The 26371-nt window shown below is 59.6% G+C and carries 19 protein-coding genes and 1 tRNA gene; all 20 read left to right on the top strand.

Going from position 1 to position 26371, the window contains the following annotated elements:
* Window positions 1–1182 (top strand): efflux transporter outer membrane subunit (locus ACCC94_RS08930; protein ID WP_413348990.1); only part of this gene is annotated, 1182 nt, incomplete at its 5' end.
* A 14-nt stretch (window positions 1183–1196) separates the two neighbouring features.
* Window positions 1197–2381, top strand: a complete 1185-nt coding sequence (locus ACCC94_RS08925) for an efflux RND transporter periplasmic adaptor subunit (protein ID WP_413348989.1) — start codon at window positions 1197–1199, stop codon at window positions 2379–2381.
* 13 nt (window positions 2382–2394) lie between these two features.
* Window positions 2395–3933: a DHA2 family efflux MFS transporter permease subunit gene (locus ACCC94_RS08920; RefSeq protein WP_413348987.1), complete on the top strand. Its 1539-nt coding sequence runs from the start codon at window positions 2395–2397 to the stop codon at window positions 3931–3933.
* A gap of 74 nt (window positions 3934–4007) precedes the next feature.
* A tRNA-Thr gene (locus ACCC94_RS08915) sits at window positions 4008–4083 on the top strand.
* Between the two features lie 349 nt (window positions 4084–4432).
* On the top strand, window positions 4433–5410 hold the full coding sequence (locus tag ACCC94_RS08910; protein WP_413348985.1) for a glycosyltransferase family 2 protein: 978 nt from the start codon (window positions 4433–4435) through the stop codon (window positions 5408–5410).
* Between the two features lie 3 nt (window positions 5411–5413).
* Window positions 5414–6472 carry a dTDP-glucose 4,6-dehydratase gene (gene rfbB / locus ACCC94_RS08905; protein ID WP_413348983.1) on the top strand — a complete coding sequence of 353 codons (1059 nt, stop codon included), beginning with the start codon at window positions 5414–5416 and terminating at the stop codon, window positions 6470–6472.
* Window positions 6469–7377 (top strand): dTDP-4-dehydrorhamnose reductase, encoded by a 909-nt coding sequence (gene rfbD, locus ACCC94_RS08900; protein WP_413348982.1) that lies wholly within the window; start codon window positions 6469–6471, stop codon window positions 7375–7377. Before rfbB ends, rfbD begins: the two co-directional genes overlap by 4 nt.
* Window positions 7374–8255 (top strand): glucose-1-phosphate thymidylyltransferase RfbA, encoded by an 882-nt coding sequence (rfbA, locus tag ACCC94_RS08895; RefSeq protein WP_413348981.1) that lies wholly within the window; start codon window positions 7374–7376, stop codon window positions 8253–8255. The genes rfbD and rfbA overlap by 4 nt, the downstream gene beginning before the upstream one ends.
* The gene (rfbC, locus tag ACCC94_RS08890; RefSeq protein ID WP_413348980.1) at window positions 8255–8800 is read left to right on the top strand and encodes a dTDP-4-dehydrorhamnose 3,5-epimerase; all 546 of its coding nucleotides are present in this window, start codon (window positions 8255–8257) and stop codon (window positions 8798–8800) included. Before rfbA ends, rfbC begins: the two co-directional genes overlap by 1 nt.
* Before the next feature lie 59 nt (window positions 8801–8859).
* A complete protein-coding gene (locus ACCC94_RS08885; protein WP_413348978.1) occupies window positions 8860–9690 on the top strand; it encodes an ABC transporter permease in 831 nt (276 codons plus the stop codon).
* A gap of 31 nt (window positions 9691–9721) precedes the next feature.
* Window positions 9722–13183 carry a glycosyltransferase gene (locus ACCC94_RS08880; RefSeq protein WP_413348977.1) on the top strand — a complete coding sequence of 1154 codons (3462 nt, stop codon included), beginning with the start codon at window positions 9722–9724 and terminating at the stop codon, window positions 13181–13183.
* The gene (locus ACCC94_RS08875; protein ID WP_413348975.1) at window positions 13180–14118 is read left to right on the top strand and encodes an NAD-dependent epimerase/dehydratase family protein; all 939 of its coding nucleotides are present in this window, start codon (window positions 13180–13182) and stop codon (window positions 14116–14118) included. Before ACCC94_RS08880 ends, ACCC94_RS08875 begins: the two co-directional genes overlap by 4 nt.
* Window positions 14115–15155 (top strand): glycosyltransferase family 2 protein, encoded by a 1041-nt coding sequence (locus ACCC94_RS08870; protein WP_413348974.1) that lies wholly within the window; start codon window positions 14115–14117, stop codon window positions 15153–15155. The genes ACCC94_RS08875 and ACCC94_RS08870 overlap by 4 nt, the downstream gene beginning before the upstream one ends.
* 63 nt (window positions 15156–15218) lie before the next feature.
* Entirely contained in the window at window positions 15219–16535 is a 1317-nt protein-coding gene (locus ACCC94_RS08865; RefSeq protein WP_413348973.1) for an ABC transporter ATP-binding protein, read from the top strand.
* Window positions 16532–18547, top strand: a complete 2016-nt coding sequence (locus ACCC94_RS08860) for a methyltransferase (protein WP_413348972.1) — start codon at window positions 16532–16534, stop codon at window positions 18545–18547. Before ACCC94_RS08865 ends, ACCC94_RS08860 begins: the two co-directional genes overlap by 4 nt.
* Before the next feature lie 145 nt (window positions 18548–18692).
* Window positions 18693–20489: a sensor histidine kinase gene (locus tag ACCC94_RS08855; protein WP_413348970.1), complete on the top strand. Its 1797-nt coding sequence runs from the start codon at window positions 18693–18695 to the stop codon at window positions 20487–20489.
* The gene (gene dctD, locus ACCC94_RS08850) at window positions 20486–21880 is read left to right on the top strand and encodes a two-component system response regulator DctD (protein ID WP_413348969.1); all 1395 of its coding nucleotides are present in this window, start codon (window positions 20486–20488) and stop codon (window positions 21878–21880) included. The genes ACCC94_RS08855 and dctD overlap by 4 nt, the downstream gene beginning before the upstream one ends.
* A 585-nt stretch (window positions 21881–22465) precedes the next feature.
* On the top strand, window positions 22466–23914 hold the full coding sequence (arcD, locus tag ACCC94_RS08845; RefSeq protein ID WP_413348968.1) for an arginine-ornithine antiporter: 1449 nt from the start codon (window positions 22466–22468) through the stop codon (window positions 23912–23914).
* Between the two features lie 16 nt (window positions 23915–23930).
* Window positions 23931–25187: an arginine deiminase gene (gene arcA, locus ACCC94_RS08840; RefSeq protein WP_413348967.1), complete on the top strand. Its 1257-nt coding sequence runs from the start codon at window positions 23931–23933 to the stop codon at window positions 25185–25187.
* Between the two features lie 142 nt (window positions 25188–25329).
* The gene (locus ACCC94_RS08835) at window positions 25330–26340 is read left to right on the top strand and encodes an ornithine carbamoyltransferase (protein ID WP_413348966.1); all 1011 of its coding nucleotides are present in this window, start codon (window positions 25330–25332) and stop codon (window positions 26338–26340) included.
* The last annotated feature ends 31 nt before the right edge of the window (window positions 26341–26371 follow it).

The following is a 26371-nucleotide window of genomic DNA, read 5'->3' as shown; positions in this document are numbered from 1 at the left end:
GCGCAGGACGCCGAGCGCCTGCCGAGCGTGAAGGGCACCGCCAGCTATGCCGGCATCCGCGCTCCGGAAAGCGTCCTGCCGGCACCGACCGGCGGCCGCTACTCGGCGGTGAAATACCTGTCGCTGAGCTTCAGCTACGATCTCGACCTCTGGGGCGGCCAGCGCGACGCCTGGGAAGCCGCCCTCGGCCAGGCCAATGCCGCGGAAGTGGACCGCCAGGCCGCTGCGATCACGCTCTCCACCAACGTGGCGCGCGCCTACAGCAATCTGGCTCACGCCTTCGTCGCCCGCGACCTGGCCAGGGACGAACTGGAACGCTCGCAGCATCTCTTCCAGCTCAGCCAGAAACGCATGGATGCCGGGCTGGATAGCAAGGTCCAACTGCAGCAGACGCAATCCCAGGTCGCCAGCGCCAAGCAGCAACTGGCCGCCGCCGAACAGGAAATCGCCAGCGACCGGATCGCCCTCGCCGTCCTCCTCGGCGAGGGCCCGGACCGCGGCCAGGACCTGCAGCGACCGCAGGTGCTGAAGCCCGGCGCGCTGAGCCTGCCCTCGGACCTGCCGGCCGAACTGCTGGGCCGCCGCCCGGACATCGTCGCCGCGCGGTGGCGGGTCGAAGCGGCGTCGAAAAGCATCGATTCGGCGAAGACCGAGTTCTATCCCAACGTGAACCTGGGCGCGATAGTCGGCCTCGCCGCCCTGCACACCAGCGACGTGCTGAAGGCGCCGAGCCGCTTCTTCCAGGTCGCCCCGGCGATCTCCCTGCCGATCTTCGACGGCGGGCGGCTGCGCGCCAACCTCGCCGGGAAGGACGCCGACTACGACCTGGCCGTGGCCCAGTACAACAAGACCCTGGTCAACGCCCTCGGTGAGGTCACTGACGATCTCGGCAAGCTGCGCTCGCTGGAGCAGCAGATCGACGACCAGCGCGATGCCCGCGACATCGCCAAGTCCAACTTCGACCTGGCCATGCGCCGCTACGGCGAAGGCGTCGGCAACTACCTCGACGCCCTCAGCGTGCAGCAGCAACTGCTCCTCGCCGAGCGCCAGCTGGCCAGCCTGGATGCCCAGCGCATCGACCTCTCGGTGCAACTGGTCCAGGCCCTGGGCGGTGGCTACCAGCCCGACACCACTTCCACTCCCGCCCCGCTCGCCCAGGCGAACGCGGCCGCCGCGCACTGAACGAGGCACCCGTCATGAGCACCGCGACCCAAGAAACTCCCAACGGCAACCCCAAGCGCAAGCGCTGGCTGCTGATCCTGCTCGCCGTCGTGATCCTGGCCGGCCTTGCCAGCGTCGCCTGGGAAGTCCTCTACGGCCGCTGGCACGAGGACACCGACGATGCCTATGTGAACGGCAACGTCGTGCAGATCACCCCGCAGATTACCGGCACCGTCGTCAGCATCGGCGCCGATGACGGCGACCTGGTGCGCAAGGGCCAGGTACTGGTGAAATTCGACCCCAGCGACGCCGACATCGCCCTGCAGCAGGCCGAAGCCAACCTCGCGCGCACCGTGCGCCAGGTGCGCGGCCTGTTCAGCAACGTCGACGGCTACAAGGCCGACGTCGCCGCGAAGAAGGTCGCCCTGGCCAAGGCCGAGGCCGACTTCAAACGCCGGCAGAACCTCGCCAACGACGGCGCCATCTCCCAGGAAGAGCTCGCGCACGCCCGCGACGCCCTGGACACCGCGCGCAGCTCGCTGACCAACTCCGAGCAGCAACTGGACACCAACCGGGCACTGGTCGACGACACCGTGATCGCCTCGCACCCGGACGTCAAAGCCGCCGCCGCCAAGCTGCGCCAAGCCTACCTGGACGACGCCCGCGCGGTGATCATCGCCCCGGTCACCGGCTACGTCGCCAAGCGCACCGTACAGGTCGGCCAGCGAGTGCAGCCGGGCGCCGCGCTGATGGCGGTGATCCCGCTGGACCAGGTGTGGATCGATGCCAACTTCAAGGAAACCCAGCTCAAGCACATGCGCATCGGCCAGCCGGTGGAAATCCGCTCCGACCTCTATGGCAGCGAAGTGAAGTACTCCGGCACCGTCGACAGCCTCGGCGTCGGCACCGGCAGCGCCTTCTCCCTGTTGCCGGCGCAGAACGCCACCGGCAACTGGATCAAGATCGTCCAGCGCGTACCGGTGCGCATCCGCATCAACTCCGAGGAACTGGCGAAGAATCCGCTGCGCATCGGCCTGTCCATGGACGTCAACGTCAGCCTCCACGACCAGAGCGGCCCTGCCCTCGCTCAGCAGCCTCCACATGAAGCGGTGTTCTCCACCGACGTGTACCAGGAGCAGTTGGCATCGGCTGACCAACTGATCGAGAAGCTGATCCAGGCCAACCTCGCCGACGCCAACCACCGCACCGCGCAGCGTTGATCCGACCGCCGTCATGAGCCAGCCCAACAGCAGCAGCTTCAGCCCCCCCAGCCTGGTCATGGCCACCATCGGCCTGTCCCTGGCGACTTTCATGCAGGTGCTCGACACCACCATCGCCAACGTCGCCCTGCCGACCATCTCCGGCAACCTAGGGGTCAGCTCCGAGCAAGGCACCTGGGTCATCACCTCGTTTGCGGTGAGCAACGCCATCGCCCTGCCGCTGACTGGCTGGCTGAGTCGCAAGGTCGGCGAAGTACGGCTGTTCATCGCCGCCACCCTGCTCTTCGTGATCGCCTCGTTCCTCTGCGGCGTCGCCCAGCAGATGGGCATGCTGGTGGGCTTCCGTGCCCTCCAGGGCTTCGTCGCCGGGCCGCTCTACCCGATCACCCAGACCCTGCTGATCTCCATCTATCCCCCGGCGAAAAGGGGGATGGCACTGGCACTGCTGGCGATGGTGACGGTGGTCGCGCCCATCGCCGGGCCGATCCTCGGCGGCTGGATCACCGATAGCTACAGCTGGCCGTGGATATTCTTCATCAACGTGCCCATCGGCCTGTTCGCCGCCATGGTCGTCTACCAGCAGCTGCGCGCCCGCCCGGTGGTAATCAAGCATGCGCCCATGGACTACATGGGCCTGGCTATGCTGGTGATTGGCGTCGGCGCCCTGCAGATAGTCCTCGACAAGGGCAATGACCTCGATTGGTTCGAGTCGGGCTTCATCATCGGCGGAACGGTCATCGCGGTGATCGCCCTGGCGGTCTTCGTGATCTGGGAGCTGACCGACAAGCACCCGATCGTCAACCTGCGACTGTTCGTGCACCGCAACTTCACGGTGGGAACCCTGGCGCTGGTCGGCGGCTACGCCGGTTTCTTCGGCATGAACCTGCTGCTGCCGCAGTGGCTGCAGACGCAGATGGGCTATACCGCGACCTGGGCGGGGCTGGCAGCAGCGCCGATCGGCATTCTGCCGGTGTTCCTTTCACCGCTCGTCGGGCGCTACGCGAACAACTTCGACCTGCGAGTGCTGGCGGGACTGGCCTTCCTGGCGATGGCGGCCACCTGCTTCATGCGCGCCGACTTCACCACCGAGGTCGACTATATGCACATCGCCCTGGTGCAGCTATTCATGGGCCTGGGCGTGGCGTTCTTCTTCATGCCGATCCTGAGCATCCTGCTCTCCGACCTGCCGCCGGACCAGATCGCCGACGGCTCCGGTCTCGCGACCTTCCTGCGGACCCTGGCCGGCAGCTTTGCCGCGTCGCTCACCACCTGGATCTGGAACCGCCGCGCGACCATGCACCATGCCTACCTGACGGAAAACCTGAGCCAGTACGACCCGGCCACCCGCGCCACCGTCGAACAACTCGGCGGCCCCGGCCAGCACAGCGCCACGCTGCTGGAACGCATGGTGGAAAGCCAGGCCTACATGATCAGCACCATCGACTACTTCACGATGCTCGGCTGGCTGTTCCTCGCCATGCTGGTGGTCATCTGCCTGGCCAAGCCACCCTTCGGCGCCAAGCCCGGCGCCGCGGCTGCTGGCGGGCACTGACCAAAACTGCGGATCATTCTGACAAATCAGTGGTTTACACCCCGGACGCCATGACTATAATGGCGCCCCTCCTTGCCGGTATAGCTCAGCTGGTAGAGCAACTGACTTGTAATCAGTAGGTCCCGGGTTCGATTCCTGGTGCCGGCACCAAAAATACGAAACGTCGACAAAGGCTCATCCTCAGTGATGGGCCTTTGTCATTTTCATGCTTTGAAAAACGCCTGCACGGACGAATGGAAGGTTTTACTGGGAACCTCCAGACTTGTAGGAAGTCTTAACGCTCTTTATACAGCGTAGGGTGAAGAACTAATCGCGCCTTCTGTGCGCGAGTAAAAACTGGAAGAAAGACATAGGTTTACTGAGCAGTCTGCATGAATATAATGTCGCGATCCACGCTGCCTCCTGAATTGAGCTGGCGTCGGAGCACCCCAACTGGCCATGACCATTGTGCCAGCAGACTAGTCAGCAATCCGCGGATGGAACCGCCAGGGGCACGCCAGTGATCGCCGAAAACGTGGTTCAGCCAAAACCACAGCAGGACGTTGAAGCCGCCAAAACCTTGCGGGTCGGCATTTTGATGTCGACGTACAACGGCGCGATCTTTCTTGCCGAACAAATCGAGTCCCTGATCTCACAAAGCCATCAAAACTGGACGATTTTCGTTTCCGACGATGGCTCGCGTGATGCGACTCGAGAAATTCTGGAAAGCTATAAGAGGCAACTTGGCGATAATCGTCTGGTTATCTTTGAAGGTCCTCGCCGCGGTTTTTCGGCCAACTTCATTTCCCTTCTCAAACGCCCTGAGCTGGAAGCAGATTTTTACGCGTTCTGTGATCAGGACGACATCTGGGGATCTGAAAAGCTCGAGCGTGCAGTACGCTGGTGCAAGGAAGTACCAAAAGAGCGACCAGCCCTGTATTGCACTCGCACCCAACTGGTCGATGCGAACGGCGCCCCCATCGGCCTGTCCCCCCTGTTCGATGCGCCGCCGACCTTTCGCAACGCCCTGGTTCAGAGCATTGCGGGTGGCAACACGATGCTTTTCAACCGAACCGCACGCCAACTTCTGCTCAAGACTCAAGACGAAGACCGTATCGTCTCCCATGATTGGTGGGCGTATCTGGTGGTCTCGGGCTGCGGCGGCATCGTTCACTACGATCCGGTACCCACCATCGGCTATCGCCAGCATGGCAATAACCTGATCGGCTCCAACTCCAGGATCAGCGACCGCGCCGTGCGCCTGAAAAAGATGATGGCCGGTACGTTCCGCGAGTGGAACGACGCCAATCTTCATGCACTACAGGCGGTTCAGTCGGAATTGAGTGCAGAAAGCCGCCACACGCTGAGTCTCTTCATTCGTGCACGCAGGTCATCGCTTTTCAAGCGCCTGTTCCTGATCATCAAATCAGGAGTCTATAGGCAAACCCTTCTCGGCAATCTCGGCCTGACGGCGGCCGCCATTCTTCAGAGGCTCTAATCCATGACCATTCTCGTGACCGGAAGCGCAGGTTTCATCGGCGCCAACTTCGTCCTCGACTGGCTGGCAGTTCAGGATGAACCCGTGGTCAGCCTCGATAAGCTGACTTATGCAGGCAATCGCCAAAACCTTTCCAGCCTGGAGGGTGACTCGCGGCACATCTTCGTCCAGGGCGACATCGGAGACCCGGACCTGGTGTCTCGCCTTTTGCAGGAACATCATCCGCGCGCCGTCCTCAACTTCGCCGCGGAGTCACATGTGGATCGCTCGATCCACGGCCCGGAAGACTTCATCCAGACCAACATAGTCGGCACCTTCCGCCTGCTGGAAAGCGTACGCTCCTACTGGAACAGCCTGCCGGAGTCCGAGAAGCGCGACTTCCGCTTCCTACACGTATCCACGGACGAGGTGTACGGTTCCCTGTCGCCGACCGATCCGGCCTTCACCGAGAATAACAAGTACGAGCCCAACAGCCCGTACTCGGCATCCAAGGCCGCCTCCGACCATCTCGTCCGTGCCTACCACCACACCTACGGGCTGCCGGTTCTGACCACCAACTGCTCGAACAACTATGGCCCCTATCACTTCCCTGAAAAACTGATCCCGCTGGTGATCCACAACGCCCTGGAAGGCAACCCTCTGCCGATCTATGGCGATGGTCAGCAGATTCGCGACTGGCTGTACGTAAAAGACCACTGCAGCGCCATCCGCCGGGTCCTTGAGGTCGGCGCCCTGGGTGAGACCTATAACGTAGGTGGCTGGAATGAAAAGGCCAATATCGACGTGGTGCACACCCTTTGCGACATACTTGACCAGGAACAGCCTCGCTCCGACGGCAAAAGCTACCGCGAACAGATCACCTTCGTGACAGATCGCCCAGGCCACGACCGCCGTTACGCCATCGATGCCTCGCGCCTGGAGCGAGAACTGGGCTGGCGGCCGACGGAAACCTTCGATACCGGCATTCGCAAGACCGTTCGTTGGTACCTGGACAACCAGCAGTGGGTCAACAACGTCACCAGCGGCACATACCGCGAGTGGGTAGGCAAACAGTACGCATGAGCAGGATTCTTCTTCTCGGCGCTAACGGCCAGGTCGGCTGGGAGCTGCAGCGCGCGCTGGCTCCTCTGGGAGAGCTCGTTGTCTGCAACCGCCAGCAGGCCGACCTGAGTGATCTGGACGGGCTCGCCCGCCTTGTGGCGGACGAGCGCCCCAACGTCATCGTCAATGCTGGCGCGCATACGGCAGTGGACAAAGCGGAAACCGATATCGAGGGCTCGCGCCGGATCAATGCCGAAGCGGTCGCAGTTCTCGCCCAGGCCACGCAGGAAATTGGTGCCTGGCTGGTGCACTATTCGACCGACTATGTCTTCGACGGTGGCGGCGACCAGCCTTTTCAGGAAGACGCTGCTACCGGCCCCCTGGGCGTCTACGGGCAGACCAAGCTGGAAGGTGAGCAGGCCATCCGAGATAGCGGTTGTAACCATCTCATATTCCGCACCAGCTGGGTCTATGCCGCGCGTGGAGCGAACTTCGCCAAGACCATACTGCGACTGGCAAAAGAGCGCGACGAGCTCAGGGTGATTGCAGATCAGATCGGCGCCCCTACCAGCGCGGAACTGATTGCCGACATCACAGCCTTGGTCTTGCAGCGTATGGCACGCGAACCTGCGCTCGCCGCTCGCGCTTCGGGTACCTACCATCTGGTAGCGAGCGGGGAAACCAGCTGGCACCACTACGCTCAGACAGTCATCGGCGAGGCCCTGCGCCTGGGCTGCGAACTGCGCGCCAGCGTGCAGCACATCATCCCCATCCCGGCCAGCGATTACCCGTTGCCCGCCAAGCGGCCAGCCAACTCGCGCCTGGCCAATGGCAAACTGCAGAGCACATTCGACCTGGTGCTCCCATCCTGGGAGTACCACGTTAAACGCATGATCAGAGAACTGGCGGACCAGGGAAACATATGAAGCGCAAAGGAATCATTCTCGCCGGCGGCTCCGGCACCCGCCTGCATCCGGCCACCCTAGCCATCTCCAAGCAATTGCTGCCAGTCTATGACAAGCCGATGATCTATTACCCATTGAGCACCCTGATGCTGGCGGGGATCAGCGAGATTCTGATCATCTCCACTCCCCAGGACACACCACGGTTCGAACAACTGCTAGGGGACGGCAGCCAGTGGGGTTTGAATCTGCAGTATGCAATCCAGCCGTCACCGGATGGCCTCGCGCAGGCTTTCTTAATCGGCGAGGAGTTCATCGGCGACGACCTTTGCGCACTAGTACTGGGCGACAACATCTACCATGGGCACGATTTCCAGGAGCTGCTGCACAACGCAATGCAGCGCAACTCTGGTGCTAGCGTGTTCGCGTATCACGTGCATGATCCGGAACGTTACGGTGTCGTCGAGTTCGATAGCGAAGGAAAGGCCATAAGCTTGGAAGAGAAGCCATCCAAGCCCAAGTCCAACTATGCGGTCACTGGCCTGTACTTCTACGACAACCGGGTCGTGGAGATTGCCAAGAACATCAAGCCGTCCCCTCGAGGAGAGCTTGAGATCACCGACATCAACAAAGCCTACTTGGAGGCCGGTGCGCTTTCGGTGGAAATCATGGGCCGTGGCTACGCCTGGTTGGACACCGGCACTCATGACTCCCTGCTCGAAGCCAGCCACTTCATCGCCACCCTGGAAAATCGCCAGGGGCTCAAGGTTGCCTGTCCAGAAGAAATCGCTTTTCGGCAGCGATGGATCACTGCGGAGCAATTGGAAAAACTTGCCGAACCACTGTGCAAGAACGGTTACGGACAGTACTTGAAGCGTTTGATCGTGGAGACGGTTTACTAATGAAAGCCACACGACTTGCCATACCTGATGTCATCCTTCTGGAGCCCAGAGTTTTCGGGGATGAGCGTGGTTTCTTCTTCGAAAGTTTCAATCACCGGCAATTCGAGGAAGCTGTTGGAAGGTCGATTAAGTTCGTTCAGGACAACCACTCCAAATCTGCCAAGGGCGTGCTGCGGGGCCTCCATTACCAGTTATCGCACGCACAAGGAAAACTTGTGCGTGTCACTGCGGGGGAGGTTTTTGACGTCGCCGTTGACTTGCGCAGGAGCTCGCCAACTTTTGGAAAGTGGGTCGGCGAGCGCCTGAGCGCAGAGAACAAGCTGCAGATGTGGGTTCCAGAAGGCTTCGCACACGGATTTGTAGTGCTGAGCGAGAGCGCAGAGTTCCTCTACAAAACCACCGACTTCTACGCGCCGGAGCACGAGCGGTGCATCGCCTGGAATGACCCTGCGCTGGGTATTCAATGGCCCCTCGAGCAAGCGCCCCTACTGTCTGCAAAAGATGCTGCGGCTCCCTATCTTTTCGACGCAACGACCTACGAGTAATTGCTCTCGATGACGACTAAATATTTCCGTATGCAGATCCAACGCTTCGAGATGAATGCATGAGTACTCGCCTTCATCACGCGGCCAATCCGCCCGAAATAATGCGTAGCTTATGGGTAAATAGATCGATAATCTGGAAGATGGCTGTCCGTGAAGTAATCGGCAGGTACCGCGGCTCGATAATGGGCTTGGCTTGGTCGTTCTTCAATCCAGTGCTTCTACTGGTCGTTTATACCTTCATATTTGGCGTCGTCTTCCAGTCTCGCTGGGGCAACACCGAGCCACACAATACCGGTGACTTCGCGATCATCATTTTTTCCGGAATGATCGTTCATGGTCTTTTTGCCGAGTGTTTCAACCGCGCACCGACACTGATCACCGGCAACCCCAATTATGTGAAGAAAATTGTTTTCCCCCTGGAAATCCTTCCTTGGATATCTATGGGGGCGGCGCTCTTTCACACCGGCATCAGTTGGTTCGTCCTGCTTGTAGCCGAGTTTCTGCTCAAGGGTAGCATTCCGCTTACTACTCTTCTGTTTCCAGTTGTATTACTCCCACTGATTATCCTGACCATGGGGTTTTCCTGGTTTCTCGCTGCCTTGGGTGCCTATCTACGGGACATATCCCAAATCACAGGAATCATCACCACCGTTCTGATGTTCCTATCTCCAATGTTCTACCCCATCACCGCAATTCCGGAGGCATATCGCCCGCTGCTCTATATCAATCCTCTGACTCTCATCATTGAAGAGTCGAGAGAAGTTCTGATCTGGGGAAATCTGCCATCCATCACACAGCTAGGTGGCTACTACCTGGTGAGTGTTCTGATTGCCTGGTTTGGTTTTTGGTGGTTCCAGAAGACACGTAAAGGCTTCGCGGACGTTCTTTGAGCAGGTTTTCTGCATTATTAGGAAGAAGATGATGATGCGATTCTTCAAATCGCTACCAGACAGCCTTGGGCGAAGACTGGAGCGTCTGAAGTGGCAATCGGCCTTGGAGAAAAGCCCGCTCTTCAATGCAGCCTGGTACCTCTCCCAAAACTCCGATGTTAAGTCTGCGGGCGTCAATCCGCTGAGCCACTACCTCAGCATTGGCTGGCGCGAGATGCGTGATCCCTGTCCTGAGTTCGACGGGGCCTATTACTTGACCCGTTATCCGGATGTTGCATCCCTGAATGTACCGCCCCTGGTACATTACTGGCTCCACGGACGCCATGAGGGCCGCCATCTGAATCCTTCGCTGGACCTGGACTGGATCAACGCCGAGCATGCGCAATTGCCCCATGCATGCGAGGACTCGACATCTCCTGGTAATGACGCCCCCTACATCAGCGTCATCATTCCCACCTACAACCGACTGCGGTTATTGCCGACCGTCATCGAGTCCTGGCGACTAGTCAACCGGGAAACCCCATTCGCCTATGAGATCATCTTCTCGGATGATGGCTCTGAAGACGGCAGCGTCGAGTATCTGGAGCAGATCAACGACCTGCCTATCCGCGTTCTACGCAATGACCATGGCGGGGCGTCGAAAGCGCGAAACGCAGCAATTCTTGCTTCCAGGGGCGAACGTCTCCTAATTATTGGCGACGACATATTCCCCGACGCTCAAATCCTGAATGTCCACGCGCGCCTAGCCAGAAGGCTTGGTAAGAATGTCGCCACCCTTGGTGTTGTCAATTGGGCGCCCGACCTGACAGTCAACCATCTGATGGAGCACATTACCGAGATCGGGAATGAGCAGTTCAGTTACAACCGCCTACCTGATAATGCCTTCGTCGATTTCCGCCATTTCTATACCTGCAATATCTGCATCGACAAAGACATCGTGGTCCAGGAGAAGAAAATCTTCGATGATCGCTTCGACCAATATGGTTTCGAGGACATCGAACTCGGCTACAGGCTTTCGCTGCGCGGTCTGAAGATCTACTACGCCACCGAAGCAAAAGGCGATCATTACCATCCCTACATCGTTGAGGGCTTCTGTAAACGCCAGATCTGCTCAGGCCGAATGGCCGTCGTTTTCAGAGATGCTCACCCAGGCGTTGGCCGCATACTTGGCATAGATTCTCTGGAGGCTGCGGCACGACAGCGGCCGGGGTCTGCCAATGCAGCATCTGGGAAAGTCTGGCAGAACAGACTTGACGCACTGGTCGCACATTGCAATGCCTTGGAGGGACTGATCGCGGATGGAGGAAAGGCCTCCCGTACCTTGGTCGGCGGTTATCTCAGCCTGCTTTACAGCACTCTGTTTCGAGCGATGTACGAATACGGGGTATTGCAGCGAATCACTTCGAGCGAGCAGCAAGTTCTGCCGCTGGCGATGGAGCGTAATTTCTCACCGGCATGGAAGGACTACTGGCAGCACATCGAACGTACTCCCGTTGACGCTCTGGCATTGAACCGGGAGCAGATACATAACCTCCTCGATGCCCACGTTGCACGCGACCGGTCAATCCTCGTTGATCCTGAGCAGCAGTCCGCCATGTTCCAGGAGCTTTCGCTCCTGCAAGGACTGCGCACTATTCCGGCTGCCGACAACAACCGGCGCGTGCGCCTACAGAGACAGGCGAGTCGTGCGCTGTACTGGCTGGTACGTGACCCTCGGTATCTGTTCCGCCGCATCCAGGAAAGCCTCCAGCGCCGGCCTGGCAATGCCCCCGCTCAGACGCCGAGCAATGGGCAGCGTACTCAATCTACTTTCGCCCTGGTTCTCGACGAATCACATCCTGCGGCGAACTCGATCCGTGAATCGTTTACACACATCATGGGCAATGAGGCGACTATTCTCTCGCCTACCGAAGCCCTGCAGGCAATACAGAGAGAGGCCACGGACAATCTGGTCATGTTCCGACCACAAAGTGGTTCCGGCATGCCTAACCGCGACCACTTGCTGGGAGCATGGCTGGCAGTCGTAGAAAATCGCGCGGATCTTTGTCTGATTTCCTACGGGCTGGAGAATGACGGCACTGTTACGCATGGCAATCTTTCGGATCAGCTAGTGTTCTCCGCCCACCTGCTGCCGGCCGTGCTGAACGGCACTCTCGGACAGGCCTCCTTCGCTGGCAAGATCTACCGGACAGAGCCGTTGGAAAAACGCGATTGGCGAAAATCTTCATTGAACGAACTGCTCTGCACCGAGGTTTCGTTCAACGAACACAACTCCTGGTTCTCCACCAACGCTGGCACTCACACACAGCGTCCATACGCGCCTGCCAAGCTCCCTGTCGTAGAAAAGAACCGGCCGACTGTCTTCGTGTTTCCGATCTTCGTCGCAGTGGGCGGCGTAGAGCGAAATACAGTCGAGATTATCCGTAAGCTAGACAGTACCTACGACTTCGTCGTCATTACCATGGAGCGTCTGCGCCAGGAGCAGGGTAGTCTCGCCGCACAATTCCAGGATGCCGGGGCGCGTCTGATAGAGATGTCCGAGATCACGACTCACTCGGAATACCTTCGCCTTCTTCTTCAGCTCAAGAAATGGATTAGCCCGGACTTCATCTGGATCGCCAATGGCTCTCCCTGGCTATGCGACAACGCCCAGAATCTGCGTGCCCTGTTCCATGACATCCCGATCATCGACCAGGAGGTCTACGACGTGAACGAGGGCTGGATCAATCGCTATCACGAACCAGGTATCCAGTCGTTTGATCGCTTTATCGCCATCAACCAGAAGATCCAGCATAAGTTCATCGAACAGTTGAACATGGATAGGGAGAAAATCGATCTCATCTATTCAGCGGTAAACACTCAGAAGATCATCGATTTCAAGAAGTCCCGCTCCACTCCTGCGACGGTGCGCAAAAAGCTGAGCCTTCCTGCCGACCGTAAACTGTTCACTTTCGTTGGTAGGCTAACCCGACAGAAGCGACCATTAGAGTTTCTCAAGCTGGCACAGCTTCGCAAGGATTTCACTGACGAAATCTATGTACTGGTTGGGGACGGTGAGCTCAGCGGCGAATGCCACGCTTTCATCGCCAGGGAGAACCTGAATAACGTCAAGTGCATTCCGTATGTCGCCAATACCTTGGAGCTGGCGTCGGTCACCACCGGGCTGATCATCACCTCGGCCTATGAGGGCTTGCCGATCGCCATGCTGGAAGTGATCAATTTCGGGGTCCCGGTATTCTCTACCGACGCCGGTGACATCAGTGTCGTACTGGAGGAGTTCGCGGGCGGGCAAACCATTGCCGTCAATGCCAGCGAGGCGGATCGAGCGGCCGCTTTCAGTCAGTGGCACGAGCGACTTCCAGTGTACCGCCGTAATCTTCAAGCTCAGGAGGCGGACATTCTGGATCGGTTCTCCAGTGAGCATATCGCCAAGCAGTACATCGACTGCTTCTACAAGGCTAGCCAGCCTTATCTGGAACAGAACATCCCATGAAGACCTTACTCGTCGGAGGCCACGGCTTCATAGGAGAGCACTTATCCAACCTGTTGCTCTCCAGAGACCATCAGGTGACCTGCATCAGCCGGCATTCACCTCCCCAGACCGCCGACAACCGGGTCGTGCAGGTAATGGGGAGCTATGCCGACCGGGAGCTGTTACGCAACGCGTTGAAAGGCATTCAGTCGGTCGTGCACTTGGCGCACGAAAGCATTCAGCTCAACCAGACATGCGACATGCGCCTTGAGTACGAACGCAACGTCCTACCCGCCATTCAGTTGATGGAAGAATGCCTTCATGCAGGTGTCGAAAAGTTTATTTTCGTCTCCTCAGGTGGCACGGTTTATGGCAATTCATTGGAGCATCGTCCAATCCGGGAGTGCAGCCCGACCTCGCCGATATCGCTGTATGGCACCTCCAAACTAAACATTGAGCAAATCGCTCGGCTGTACTTCCAGCAGCGCGGGCTCCCGGCAGTCATCGTGAGACCCGGAAACGCTTACGGGCCGGGCCAGATTCCGTTCAAAGGGCAAGGCATTGTCGCTACGACCTTGGCCTCTGTGCTGCAGAGGCGGCCGATTCCCGTGTTCGGAAGCGGTGGCTCGGTGCGCGATTACGTCCATGTGGACGATATTGCCCAGGCTATTGCTACGCTGATCCACACCGCACCTAATGGCGAGATTTTCAATATCGGAACTGGTGTCGGCGTCGCCACCATCGACCTTCTCAATCGCTACCTGCGCCCCTTGGTCGAGAATGACGGCCATGAACTGTTGATCAAACGCGAAGCTCCCCGCCCCATGGATGTCGGCTACAACGTCCTCGATATCGAGAAGCTGACCAGACAGATCGACTATTCCCCGATGGCCTTGCAGGAAGGCCTTCCGGCAACCTGGGAGTGGATCAAGACATATCTGAGCAAGCAAAAATGACCAAAGTATCGGTAATTATCCCCAGCTATAACCACCGGCACTACATCGATAAGGCCATCGACAGTGTCCTCAATCAGGACTTGGAAGACCTGGAACTGATTGTCATCGACGATGGTTCGAGCGACGACTCCCTCGCCTATCTACGCCAGGTGAAAGACTCTCGCTACACTCTGATAGAGCAGGAGAACGCTGGCGCCCATCATGCGATCAACCGCGGCTTGTACTTGGCCAAGGGCAAATACCTTGCCATCCTTAACTCCGACGATATCTATCATCCGCAGCGGCTCTCGCGCTGCGTTGCAGCTCTCGAAGAGCAGTCCCTCGACCTTGTGACCACCTGGATCGAGGTCATCAACCAGCAAGGGCAGTCACTAGGCATCAAAGAAGGCTGGAAGAACATGCTTCCGTGGGCAATTCCCGCCCCTTCCCACTCGTTTGCTGCCACTCCAGACTTTGATCTCAACCTGGTGGTTTCTAACTTTGTTTCCACCACAAGCAATATGGTCTTCAGCCGCCAGTTGTTCGAGACCATCGGTGGCATGCGCAATCTTCGCTTCGCCCACGACTGGGACTTTATGTTCAGGGCCGTAGAACAGTTCAATTGTTCGATCATTGAGCATCCGCTCATGCAGTACCGCATACACGGCAGCAATACCATTTCCTCCAACCGGGCCTGGATGCTGTTCGAGATTTGCTGGGTGCTCGCCACTGGCATGCGCAGGCTCGAAGGCCGACGGTTCTATGAGGGAGAAGATCCCAGGCAATGGATCCTAGACGCTGAACGCATCCATAACTCGGTGAATCTGCAAGGCAATGACAAAGTCTTCTGGATGATCAACCAGTTCATCGACGCCCGGAAAAGTCCGGGATGCCCCGAGCCGGAGCTGCTGCTTCTGGATAACGCTGAGCTGCGACAAGCCTATATCTGCCACATCCAGACCGACACCAATCCGGCACCTGCCGCCAACAGCACCGTCGAGCCCGAGTCCCTGCTGCTGCTGGCCAAACGCTGGCTGCGTTCGCGCCTGCAATCGTGAAGCGCCTCATCGAGAGTGATCGCGCAACCTCAACCAACGATTCAAGCTAATTAAGGCCGTCCAATGTCAGCGGAAAACGCGATTACCATTTCGAACATCAGCAAGTGCTACAACATTTACGACTCTCCCAAGGATCGCCTGAAGCAAATGCTGCTTCGCGGGGACAGAAAGTTGTATCGAGAGTTCTGGGCACTGCGTGATATCTCGTTCGAAGTTCCTCGCGGAGAGACAGTCGGCATCGTAGGCCGCAATGGCTCTGGGAAGTCCACACTGCTGCAAATCATCGCAGGAACACTCACTCCTTCCAGTGGATCTGTCATCACCAACGGCCGGATTGCCGCTCTGCTGGAGTTGGGGTCAGGATTCAACTCGGAGTTTACCGGCAGGGAAAACGTTTATCTCAACGCAGCGCTACTGGGGCTCACTCAGGAAGAAATCGACCAGCGATTCGATCTCATTGCCGGTTTTGCTGATATCGGCCACTTCATTGACCAACCGGTCAAGACATATTCCAGTGGCATGCTGGTCAGGCTCGCATTCGCGGTGCAGGCACAGATCGATCCCGAAATTCTGATCGTCGACGAAGCACTTGCCGTTGGCGATGCCAAGTTCCAGGCGAAATGCTTCGACCGCCTGAGCAAGCTCAAGGAAAATGGAACCAGTATTCTGCTGGTGACCCATAGCAGCGAGCAGGTCGTAACTCACTGCTCCAGCGCGGTCCTTCTCGATGCCGGAAGAATCATCACCCAAGGCAAGCCAAGGTCTGTCATCAACAGTTATCTGGACCTCCTCTTCGGCCGCGAGAAAATCGAGCCGAAGGCCGAGGCCACTGTCAGCCCCGGCACGCAAGCCTCTACCGCAGAAAGCAAGGAGATCGGTCCCCAAATAGAAACCGAGGGAGATCATTTCTCCAGTCGCCAGCTTTATAATCCCTACGAGTATCGTTGGGGTGACGGCTCGGTAGCCATTACCGATTTCTCCCTGAGCAGCGAGGGAACTGATTATCCCACGCGAATTCGCAATGGCGCCGAGGTAGTGCTGAAGGTAGGCGTCAGGATGCTCATGCCGCTGATCCGCCCTATTCTTGGAGTGACGATCAAAACCAAGGACGGCGTGACCCTCTTCGGGACCAATTCCGAACTCCTGCAGTGTGAGGAAACCCGGAACAGCTATCCGGCAGGCGCTACTTTCGTCGCTACTGTGCGCTTCGACTGTAGTCTCGGTGAGGGCGACTTTTTCATATCGCTGGGCATAGCCACACGAAACGGTGAGGAAATTGTTCCCCACGACCGTCGCTACGATTCGATCCACTTTGTCGTAGGGACAGACTCCCGTTTCTTCGGTCTGACCAATCTCAATATGCAGATGAACATAGAATGAGCCTGCTTCACGAAACTCTGCAAAGCCTCGGCTACGCGTTCCAGCCAGAACAACAAATCTGGGCGCGCAGCGAGCCTCTGCCGTTCGACTACAGCGATGGTGACGACACGGAAAACCGACTCCACCGGATCATTTCGGAAAGCACCGACGTCTCGATATTTTCCCGGCAATTGCATACTGCTTGCGTAGATTGGCCAACCACCTATCACCTGAGCTCTGCCAGGGCAAATCTGCTTCGGCCGCTGGAGCACCTGCTCGACGGCGATGTGCTGGAAATAGGTGCCGGGTGCGGTGCTATCACCCGCTACCTTGGCGAAGCGGGGGCGCGCGTCATCGCCGTAGAGGGTAGCTCGCGGCGGGCTGCGATCGCAGCGCAACGGACACGAGATCTGCCCAACGTAACTGTGATCAACGACCAGTTCGAGCGCTTCAAGCCGGAACAGAAGTTCGACGTCATCACTCTTATTGGCGTCCTCGAGTACGCAGGCAAGTTCAATGATGCTGCCAATCCGGTTCGCTCGATGCTCGACGCTGTCAGGGCACTACTCAAACCGGACGGCGTTCTCATTATCGCGATTGAGAACCAACTGGGCCTGAAGTATCTGGCTGGCGCGCCAGAGGATCATCTTGGCGCACCAAGAGTCGGAATTCAGGGCCTCTATAAACGCCCCGGAGTAGAAACATTTGGCCATCTTGAGTTGCGCCAACGCCTCGCCGAATGCGGTTTCGGACATATCGAAACCGCCTTGCCGTTTCCCGATTACAAACTCCCGGCGAGCATAGTACTGCCGAGCGGCTATAGTGAAGAGTCGTCGTTTGACGTTTCGGCGCTGGCTGCGCAGGTATCTTCCAGAGATCCGCAGATATCTTCGGACTATTTGAATTTCTCGCTGGAATGTACATGGCGGCAAGTGGGGAAGAACGGGCTTCTTGCCGATCTTTCCAACTCATTTCTGATTGCTGCGTCAAATCGGTCCAGCTCTGGTGAACCACTGTTCGAAGGGGACCTGCTGGCTTGCCATTATTCCAGTAACCGCCAGCCGGCTTACTGCAAGCTGGTCGAGTTCAGGAAAAGCTCAAAAGGGCGCGTTCAAGTCAATCAGCGACCACTGATCGCTAATGCCCAAGCATCAGGGTCATCCGAACGCTTCAGGCACCACCGCCTCGATGAGCGATTCTTTTCCGGCGAAGCAATGAGCACCGGTTTGATCCGTACTCTGCAAACCCCCGGCTGGACGATCAAGGTACTGGCCCGCTCGTTCGCAGATTACATCCGTGTCGTGTTGCATTCTGCGGGTCTGGCCGCCTCAGGTCCGCATGACCTCGCCACCCGGCTTCCCGGCTCTCTCCTCGATCTTGTCCCGCAGAACATTCTGGAGAACGCAGACAATACCCAGGTTATTGACCTTGAATGGGAGTATGCCGAGGATATTACACTGGGTTACCTCGTTTTCAGGGCTATCACCACGCTGCTACGAATGGTATCTAGTCTTGCTGTGCCGCAGGAGCTTCGCTGGCTGCAGCAAGGTCGGCTGTTTGAAGATCTTTATGCCCATCTCGGGGCCGATTTTGGACAAGCCGATTACGAGCGCTTTGCGAAGCTAGAAGCGGACTTCATGAGCTTCGTTTCAGCATGCCCCTGTCCCGCGATCCCATATGTTGATTGGCATAAGCATACGCTGCCGACCTTCTTGGATGTTTCAAAACGAGAGACCAGCAGACTGGTCAATCATATTCAACAAGTGGAAGAGCTGGCGAATACCTACATCGCGCAGGTCAAATGGCTCGAAGGCGAAAAGCAACGACTGCATCAGCAGGTTGATGACACGCTTACCGAGATGAGCAAACTTGAAAGCGAGCTCAAAAGACTCTCCGAGGAGGTGGCACTTCTGTCGGACCAGGCGAAAGAAAACCAACACCTGCGCCAGAAACTCAGCGAGACAGATGCCGAGCTTTCCAAGATCAGGTCCAGTCGTATCTGGCGTCTCAAGACTCGGCTATTTAAGGACTGATGGTCGTACTGACAGGCTGAAGTGCACGCCTCCGCCTGCACAGCGTGATGAAACATCTCGCTAAGTCCAATCTCGCAGGCGTAGTGCAGGTCAGTCTGGCCTCGAGCCATAATCCCTTGCCAGCAGCAGTCAGGTCCTCTTCCGGATGCGAAACAAGCGACTATCAAGGCTCAATATCCTGCTCGTCTTTGTACTTGCATTGTTACTGATTCCCCTCCACCACTTCGCCCAGCGCTATTACAGCGAGCAACTCGCCGAGCAGAACCAGCAAACCCTCGACCTCTACGTCGCCAACCTGCTCGGCACCCTGCGCCGCTACGAGGACCTGCCGCCCATCCTCGGTGAGCTGCCGACCCTGCGCGCCGCGCTGCAGGCGCCCAAGAGCCTCGCCGCGCAGAACGCCGCCAACCTTGAATTGCAACGCATCCGCGGACGCACCGGGGCGGATGTCATCTACCTGATCCAGGCGGACGGCATGACCCACGCCGCCTCCAATTGGGATCAGCCCGACAGCTTCGTCGGCCGCAATTTCTCCTTCCGCCCCTACTACAAGGAAGCGACACAGGGCCGTCAGGGACGTTTCTTCGGCCTGGGAACCACGTCCAAGCGCCGCGGTTATTACTTCGCCAGCGACGTGCGCGACGGCGGCAAGCTGCTTGGCGTACTGGTGGTGAAGGTCGACCTCGAGCACATGGAACAGCTCTGGGGTAATACGCCGGAGCAGTTGCTGGTCATGGATTCCAACGGCGTGGTCATCCTGTCCTCCAGCAACGCATGGCGTTTTCACACGGCGAAAGAGCTGTCGCCCGCCAAGCAACGCGAGATCGCCGAGAACATTCCCTACCCGGTGCTGCAGCCGGCGCCACTGAAAATCGACCAGCGCCGATGGATCAGCCAGAGTCGTCATCTTCCGGAAACGGGCTGGACGGTGAGCATCTATACCCCGCGCACCCAGGTCGACGCGCCCGTGCGCAGCGTCGTGCTGATTGGCGCAGCCACGCTGGTCGCGCTGTTGCTGTTGCTGTCCCTGCTGACCATCAGCCGGCGCCATTACCTCGAACGCATTGCCCTCGAGGCACAGGCCAAGCACGAACTGGAGTTGCGAGTACAGGAACGCACTCAGGAGCTGGAGGGCGCCAATACGCGGCTACAGGAAGAGGTCAGCAACCGCGAGCAGGCGCAGCGCGAGCTGATGCACGCGCAGGACGAAGTCGTGCAGGCCGGCAAGCTCACCGCCCTGGGTACCATGTCCGCCAGCATCAGCCACGAGCTCAACCAGCCGCTGGCGGCGATCCGCAGCTACGCCGACAACGCCCGCGTGCTGCTCGATCACGAGCGCTATGACGACGCCCGCGCAAACCTGCAGCAGATCGGCGAGCTGACCGGGCGCATGGCCTCGATCATCGGACACCTCAAGGCATACGCCCGCGGAGCCCGGCGCGCGCCGGAGAACGTGGCGTTACAGCCGGCGATCAATGATGCCCTGGCGCTGGTCGCCCAACGTCGCCAGGCGATGAACGTAGAGCTGCTGCGCGACCTGCCCGACGCGGCGATCTGGGTGCAGGCCGGCGAGACGCGGCTGCGGCAGATCCTGTCGAACCTGATTTCCAACGCCCTCGACGCCTTGGCCGAGAAGGGCCTGCCCAGGCGCATCTGGCTGACCGCGGAGCAGACGCCCGAGCGCATCATCCTGTCCCTGCGCGACAACGGCCCGGGCTTCTCCGAACAGGCCCTGGCCCATGCCCGCGAGCCCTTCTTCACCACCAAGACCAGTGCGAAAGGCCTTGGCCTGGGCCTGGCCATCTGCGACACGCTGCTGCGCACGCTGGGCGGACATCTTGAATTGGGCAACCACCCCGAGGGCGGCGCTCTCGTACAATTGCACCTGTTGCCGGGCGTTCCCGGCGTGACCCTGACGCCGCAGGAGGAAACCCGCGCATGAGTTCGGCCGAGCCGTTCGATATCACCACCCAGGTGCTGCTGATCGATGACGATCCTCATCTGCGCCAGGCGCTCTGCCAGACTCTCGACCTTGCCGGCTTCAAGGTGCTCGCCCTTGGCGACGCCAGGCAGATCGACCCGCAGCAGGCACGCGACTGGCCAGGGGTGATCGTCAGTGATATCCGCATGCCGGGCATCGATGGCCTGCAGCTCCTGGAGCAAGTGCACGCGCAGGACTCCGAACTGCCGGTAATCCTGGTTACCGGGCACGGCGACGTGCCACTCGCCGTGAAAGCCATGCGTTCGGGCGCCTACGATTTCCTCGAAAAGCCCTTCCCCAGCGATGCGCTGCTGGACAGCGTGCGACGTGCGCTGGACGTGCGCCGGCTGGTGCTGGAAAACCGCAGCCTACGCCTGGCCCTGACCGAGCAGAAGGAAGTGCGTGGCCGGCTGGTCGGTCAGTCCGCGCCGATGCAGCGCCTTCAGCAGCAGGTCGCGTCGCTCGCGGCAATCCAGGCGGATGTGCTGGTATTGGGCGAAACCGGCTCGGGCAAGGAAGTGGTCGCCCGCGCGCTGCATGATCTGTCGAGCCGCCGCAACGGCCCCTTCGTGGCCATCAATGCCGGCGCACTGGCCGAGTCGGTGGTGGAAAGCGAGTTGTTCGGCCATGAACAGGGCGCCTTCACCGGCGCGCAGAAGCGCCGCATCGGCAAGTTCGAATTCGCCAACGGCGGCACTCTGTTCCTCGACGAAATCGAGAGCATGAGCCTCGACGTGCAGGTCAAGCTGCTGCGCCTGTTGCAGGAGCGCACCGTCGAGCGCCTGGGCTCCAACCAGCTCATCCCGCTGGATATCCGCATCATCGCGGCAACCAAGGAAGACCTGCGCCTAGCCTCGGACGAAGGCCGCTTCCGCGCCGACCTCTATTACCGCCTCAACGTCGCGAGCCTGCGCATTCCCCCGCTGCGCGAGCGTGGCGATGACATCCTGCTTTTGTTCCAGCACTTCGCCGAACGCGGCGCCCAGCGGCACGGGCTGAGCGCACGCCCACTCGATTCCGCGCAGCGTGCGCAACTGCTGGCCCACGGCTGGCCGGGCAACGTCCGGGAGCTGCAGAACGCCGCGGAGCGCTATGCCCTGGGCCTGGACCTTGGCCTGGATGAGAGCCATGGGCACGCGACTGCTGCGGCTCCCGGCGCGGGGTTGAACGAGCAGGTGGAATCCTTCGAGCGGTCGTTGATCGCAGCCGAGATGAGCCGCCCGCACAACTCGCTTCGCAGTCTTGCCGAAGCTCTCGGCATCCCGCGCAAGACACTGCATGACAAGCTGCGCAAGCACGGGCTGCTGTTCTCCGGCAGTGGCGGGAATTCCGCCGACGATGGCGACGCCTGAGCAGAAATCCGCCGACAGCTTCGACTGCTACCAAGGGCGAACAGCGCTGCGGTGCGGTCTGGCGTAATCTTCGACGCTGGCACACACCTTGCTCCATGACAGGGGTGTGAGGCCTCGTGCATCACATCTCGCGGCGTGCCCGCCACGCCGCGCCCGCCAGGTCACGAACCCGGCGGTGTCTTTCGGGCTTCTTGCCATCTCGCGTCTTCGACCTGCAAGGCGCATCGCCGGGTGCAGTGATCCTGCCCCGGCCAATCCTCCGCTCCCGCCTCTTCGTTCAGGACTTTCCTACATAGCGCTCCTGCGCCTACCTGCGCCTGCGAATCAGGCGTAACCACGCTCCCTGCGCGGGCCGGCGAAATCGATTGCCATTGCGCGGTCATGAAAGCGCGCTCAAATCTTCACGAAATCCCCTCTAAATCGGGCGCTAATGCAAAACCTCTCCTATGGTTTATGCGGGGTGGGCAGAGCAGGAAGTACTGCCCGATACATTGGATAGCAAGCTATTGACCTGAATCAGGAGCGCCTCGCCAAGACGGGCGCTAAATAGCCTCACTCTCCAACTTCCTATAGGGAGATTCTTAAATGTCGCAAGAAAGCAGCCAAAAACTGCGACTCGGAGCACTAACCGCTCTGGTCGTAGGTTCGATGATCGGCGGGGGCATCTTCTCCCTGCCGCAAAACATGGCAGCCAGTGCAGACGTCGGCGCCATCCTCATCGGTTGGGCCATCACCGCGGTCGGCATGCTGACCCTGGCCTTCGTCTTCCAGACCCTGGCCAACCGCAAACCCCAGCTCGACGGCGGGGTGTACGCGTACGCCAAGGCCGGTTTCGGCGACTACATGGGCTTCTCATCGGCCTGGGGTTACTGGATCAGCGCCTGGCTCGGCAACGTCGGCTACTTCCTCCTGCTGTTCAGCACCCTGGGCTACTTCTTCCCGATCTTCGGCAAGGGCGACACCGTCGCGGCGATCATCTGCGCGTCGGTCCTGCTGTGGGCCCTGCACTTCCTGGTGCTGCGCGGGATCAAGGAAGCGGCGTTCATCAACACCGTCACCACGGTGGCGAAGATCGTCCCACTGTTCCTGTTCATCCTGATCTGCCTGTTCGCCTTCAAGCTGGATATCTTCACCGCGGACATCTGGGGCAAGAGCAACCCCGACCTGGGCAGCGTGATGAACCAGGTGCGCAACATGATGCTGGTCACCGTGTGGGTGTTCATCGGCATCGAGGGCGCGAGCATCTTCTCCTCCCGTGCGGAAAAACGTTCCGACGTCGGCAAGGCCACCGTGATCGGCTTCATCACCGTCCTCCTGCTGCTGGTGCTGGTGAACGTGCTGTCCATGGGTGTGATGACCCAGCCGGAACTGGCCAAGCTGCAGAACCCTTCGATGGCGCTGGTGCTGGAGCATGTGGTCGGTCACTGGGGCGCGGTCCTGATCAGCGTCGGCCTGCTGATCTCCCTGCTGGGTGCCCTGCTTTCCTGGGTACTGCTGTGCGCCGAGATCATGTTCGCCGCCGCCAAGGACCACACCATGCCGGAGTTCCTCCGCAAGGAGAACGCCAACCAGGTGCCGGCCAACGCCCTCTGGCTGACCAACATCTGCGTACAGGTCTTCCTGGTGATCACCTTCTTCACCTCGGGCGACCCGAACGGCATGGACCCGTACACCAAGATGCTGCTGCTGGCGACCTCGATGATCCTGGTCCCGTACTTCTGGTCCGCCGCCTACGGCCTGCTGCTGGCAGTCAAGGGCGAGACCTACGAGAACGATCCGGGCGAGCGCAGCAAGGACCTGATCATCGCTGGCATCTCGGTCCTCTACGCGGTCTGGCTGATCTACGCAGGCGGCCTGAAGTACCTGCTGCTGTCGGCGCTGCTGTACGCGCCCGGCGTCATCCTCTTCGCCAAAGCGAAACATGAAGTGGGTCAACCCATCTTCACCAATGTCGAGAAGCTCATCTTCGCGGTTGTCGTGATCGGTGCACTGATCGCGGCCTACGGCCTCTACGACGGCTTCCTCACTCTGTAACTCCTGGAGACATCTCATGAGCACGGAAAAAACCAAACTTGGCGTCCATTCTGAAGCTGGCAAACTACGCAAAGTGATGGTCTGCTCGCCCGGACTCGCCCATCAACGCCTGACCCCGAGCAACTGCGACGAGTTGCTGTTCGACGACGTTATCTGGGTGAATCAGGCGAAGCGCGACCACTTCGATTTCGTCACCAAGATGCGTGAACGCGGTATCGACGTCCTGGAAATGCACAACCTGCTGACCGAGACCGTACAGAACCCCGAGGCCCTGAAGTGGATCCTCGACCGCAAGCTCACCGCCGACAGCGTGGGCGTGGGCCTGACCGAAGAGCTGCGTGGCTGGCTGGAAAGCCTGGAGCCGCGCAAGCTGGCCGAGTTCCTGATCGGTGGCGTGACCGCTGACGACATCCCCGAAAGCGAAGGCTCCAAGCCGCTGAAAATGTTCCGCGACTACCTGGGCCACTCCAGCTTCCTGCTGCCGCCGCTGCCCAACACCCAGTTCACCCGTGACACCACCTGCTGGATCTACGGCGGTGTGACCCTGAACCCGATGTACTGGCCGGCGCGACGTCAGGAAACCCTGCTGACCACCGCGATCTACAAGTTCCACCCGGAATTCACCAACGCCGAATTCGAAATCTGGTACGGCGATCCGGACAAGGACCATGGTTCCTCCACCCTCGAGGGTGGCGACGTAATGCCCATCGGCAACGGCGTCGTGCTGATCGGCATGGGTGAGCGCACCTCCCGCCAGGCCATCGGCCAGGTCGCGCAGAACCTGTTCGCCAAGGGCGCAGTGGAGAAAGTCATCGTCGCCGGCCTGCCGAAATCCCGCGCCGCGATGCACCTGGACACCGTGTTCAGCTTCTGCGACCGCGACCTGGTGACCGTCTTCCCGGAAGTGGTGAAAGAGATCGTGCCCTTCACCCTGCGCCCGGACGAGAAGAGCCCCTACGGCATCAATATCCATCGCGAGGACAAGGACTTCATCACCGTGGTCGGCGAAGCCCTGAACCTGAAGAAACTGCGCGTCGTCGAGACCGGCGGCAACAGCTTCGCCGCCGAACGCGAGCAATGGGACGACGGCAACAACGTGGTCTGCCTGGAACCGGGCGTAGTGGTCGGCTACGACCGCAACACCTATACCAACACCCTGCTGCGCAAGGCGGGCGTGGAAGTCATCACTATCAGCGCCGGCGAACTGGGCCGGGGCCGTGGCGGCGGTCACTGCATGACCTGCCCGATCATCCGCGACCCGATCGACTATTGATCCGCGCGCTATACCGATAGACGCGACTACCTCAACCAGAGCGCAAGCACCTCACGTGGCGGCCCCAGCCAGGGCCGCCCGCCCCGCCAGCCACGAGCTGTACTGACGAGGGCAGAGATTGGATCCCACAAGGAGAAACACCATGGCTTTCAACATGCACAACCGCAACCTGCTCAGCCTGATGCACCACAGCACCCGCGAGTTGCGCTATCTGCTCGACCTGTCCCGCGACCTGAAACGCGCCAAGTACACCGGTACCGAGCAGCAACACCTGAAAGGCAACAACATTGCGCTGATCTTCGAAAAGACCTCGACCCGCACCCGCTGCGCCTTCGAAGTCGCCGCCTACGACCAGGGCGCCAATGTCACCTACATCGACCCGAACTCCTCGCAGATCGGCCACAAGGAATCGATGAAGGACACCGCCCGCGTTCTCGGCCGCATGTACGACGCCATCGAATACCGTGGCTTCAAGCAGGAAATCGTCGAGGAACTGGCCAAGTTCGCCGGCGTCCCGGTGTTCAACGGCCTGACCGATGAGTACCACCCGACCCAGATGCTGGCCGACGTGCTGACCATGCGCGAGCACAGCGACAAGCCGCTGCACGACATCGCCTACGCCTACCTGGGCGACGCCCGCAACAACATGGGTAACTCCCTGCTGCTGATCGGCGCCAAGCTCGGCATGGACGTGCGCATCGCCGCTCCGAAGGAACTCTGGCCGACCGACGAACACGTCGCCGCCTGCAAGAAGTTCGCTGAAGAAAGCGGTGCCCGCATCACCATCACCGAAGACCCGAAAGCCGCGGTCAAGGGCGTGGACTTCATCCACACCGACGTGTGGGTCTCCATGGGTGAGCCGGTGGAAGCCTGGGGCGAGCGCATCAAGGAACTGCTGCCCTACCAGGTCAACCTGGACATGATGAAGGCCGCCGGCAACCCGCGCGTGAAGTTCATGCACTGCCTGCCCGCCTTCCACAACAGCGAAACCAAAGTCGGCAAGCAGATCGCCGAGCAGTACCCGAACCTGAAGAACGGCATCGAAGTGACCGAAGACGTCTTCGAATCCCCGTACAACATTGCCTTCGAGCAAGCTGAAAACCGCATGCACACCATCAAGGCAATCCTCGTTTCGACCCTCGCCGACATGTAATGCCGCGCCGCCCCCGGACCGCGTCGAAGCG

It is taken from the genome of Pseudomonas sp. Pseusp97 (assembly GCF_047304025.1).
GTDB lineage: Bacteria > Pseudomonadota > Gammaproteobacteria > Pseudomonadales > Pseudomonadaceae > Pseudomonas.
This window is presented reverse-complemented; position numbering and strand designations above follow the sequence as displayed.

Bases quoted from the DNA above. Each gene is read 5' to 3' on its own strand.
- ACCC94_RS08855 (WP_413348970.1), top strand. From the start codon at position 18,693: ATGCGAAACAAGCGACTATCAAGGCTCAATATCCTGCTCGTCTTTGTA.
- rfbA (WP_413348981.1), top strand. From the start codon at position 7,374: ATGAAGCGCAAAGGAATCATTCTCGCCGGCGGCTCCGGCACCCGCCTG.
- ACCC94_RS08875 (WP_413348975.1), top strand. From the start codon at position 13,180: ATGAAGACCTTACTCGTCGGAGGCCACGGCTTCATAGGAGAGCACTTA.
- arcD (WP_413348968.1), top strand. From the start codon at position 22,466: ATGTCGCAAGAAAGCAGCCAAAAACTGCGACTCGGAGCACTAACCGCT.
- ACCC94_RS08880 (WP_413348977.1), top strand. From the start codon at position 9,722: ATGATGCGATTCTTCAAATCGCTACCAGACAGCCTTGGGCGAAGACTG.
- ACCC94_RS08860 (WP_413348972.1), top strand. From the start codon at position 16,532: ATGAGCCTGCTTCACGAAACTCTGCAAAGCCTCGGCTACGCGTTCCAG.
- ACCC94_RS08920 (WP_413348987.1), top strand. From the start codon at position 2,395: ATGAGCCAGCCCAACAGCAGCAGCTTCAGCCCCCCCAGCCTGGTCATG.
- arcA (WP_413348967.1), top strand. From the start codon at position 23,931: ATGAGCACGGAAAAAACCAAACTTGGCGTCCATTCTGAAGCTGGCAAA.
- dctD (WP_413348969.1), top strand. From the start codon at position 20,486: ATGAGTTCGGCCGAGCCGTTCGATATCACCACCCAGGTGCTGCTGATC.
- rfbD (WP_413348982.1), top strand. From the start codon at position 6,469: ATGAGCAGGATTCTTCTTCTCGGCGCTAACGGCCAGGTCGGCTGGGAG.
- rfbB (WP_413348983.1), top strand. From the start codon at position 5,414: ATGACCATTCTCGTGACCGGAAGCGCAGGTTTCATCGGCGCCAACTTC.
- ACCC94_RS08865 (WP_413348973.1), top strand. From the start codon at position 15,219: ATGTCAGCGGAAAACGCGATTACCATTTCGAACATCAGCAAGTGCTAC.
- ACCC94_RS08870 (WP_413348974.1), top strand. From the start codon at position 14,115: ATGACCAAAGTATCGGTAATTATCCCCAGCTATAACCACCGGCACTAC.
- rfbC (WP_413348980.1), top strand. From the start codon at position 8,255: ATGAAAGCCACACGACTTGCCATACCTGATGTCATCCTTCTGGAGCCC.
- ACCC94_RS08835 (WP_413348966.1), top strand. From the start codon at position 25,330: ATGGCTTTCAACATGCACAACCGCAACCTGCTCAGCCTGATGCACCAC.
- ACCC94_RS08925 (WP_413348989.1), top strand. From the start codon at position 1,197: ATGAGCACCGCGACCCAAGAAACTCCCAACGGCAACCCCAAGCGCAAG.
- ACCC94_RS08885 (WP_413348978.1), top strand. From the start codon at position 8,860: ATGAGTACTCGCCTTCATCACGCGGCCAATCCGCCCGAAATAATGCGT.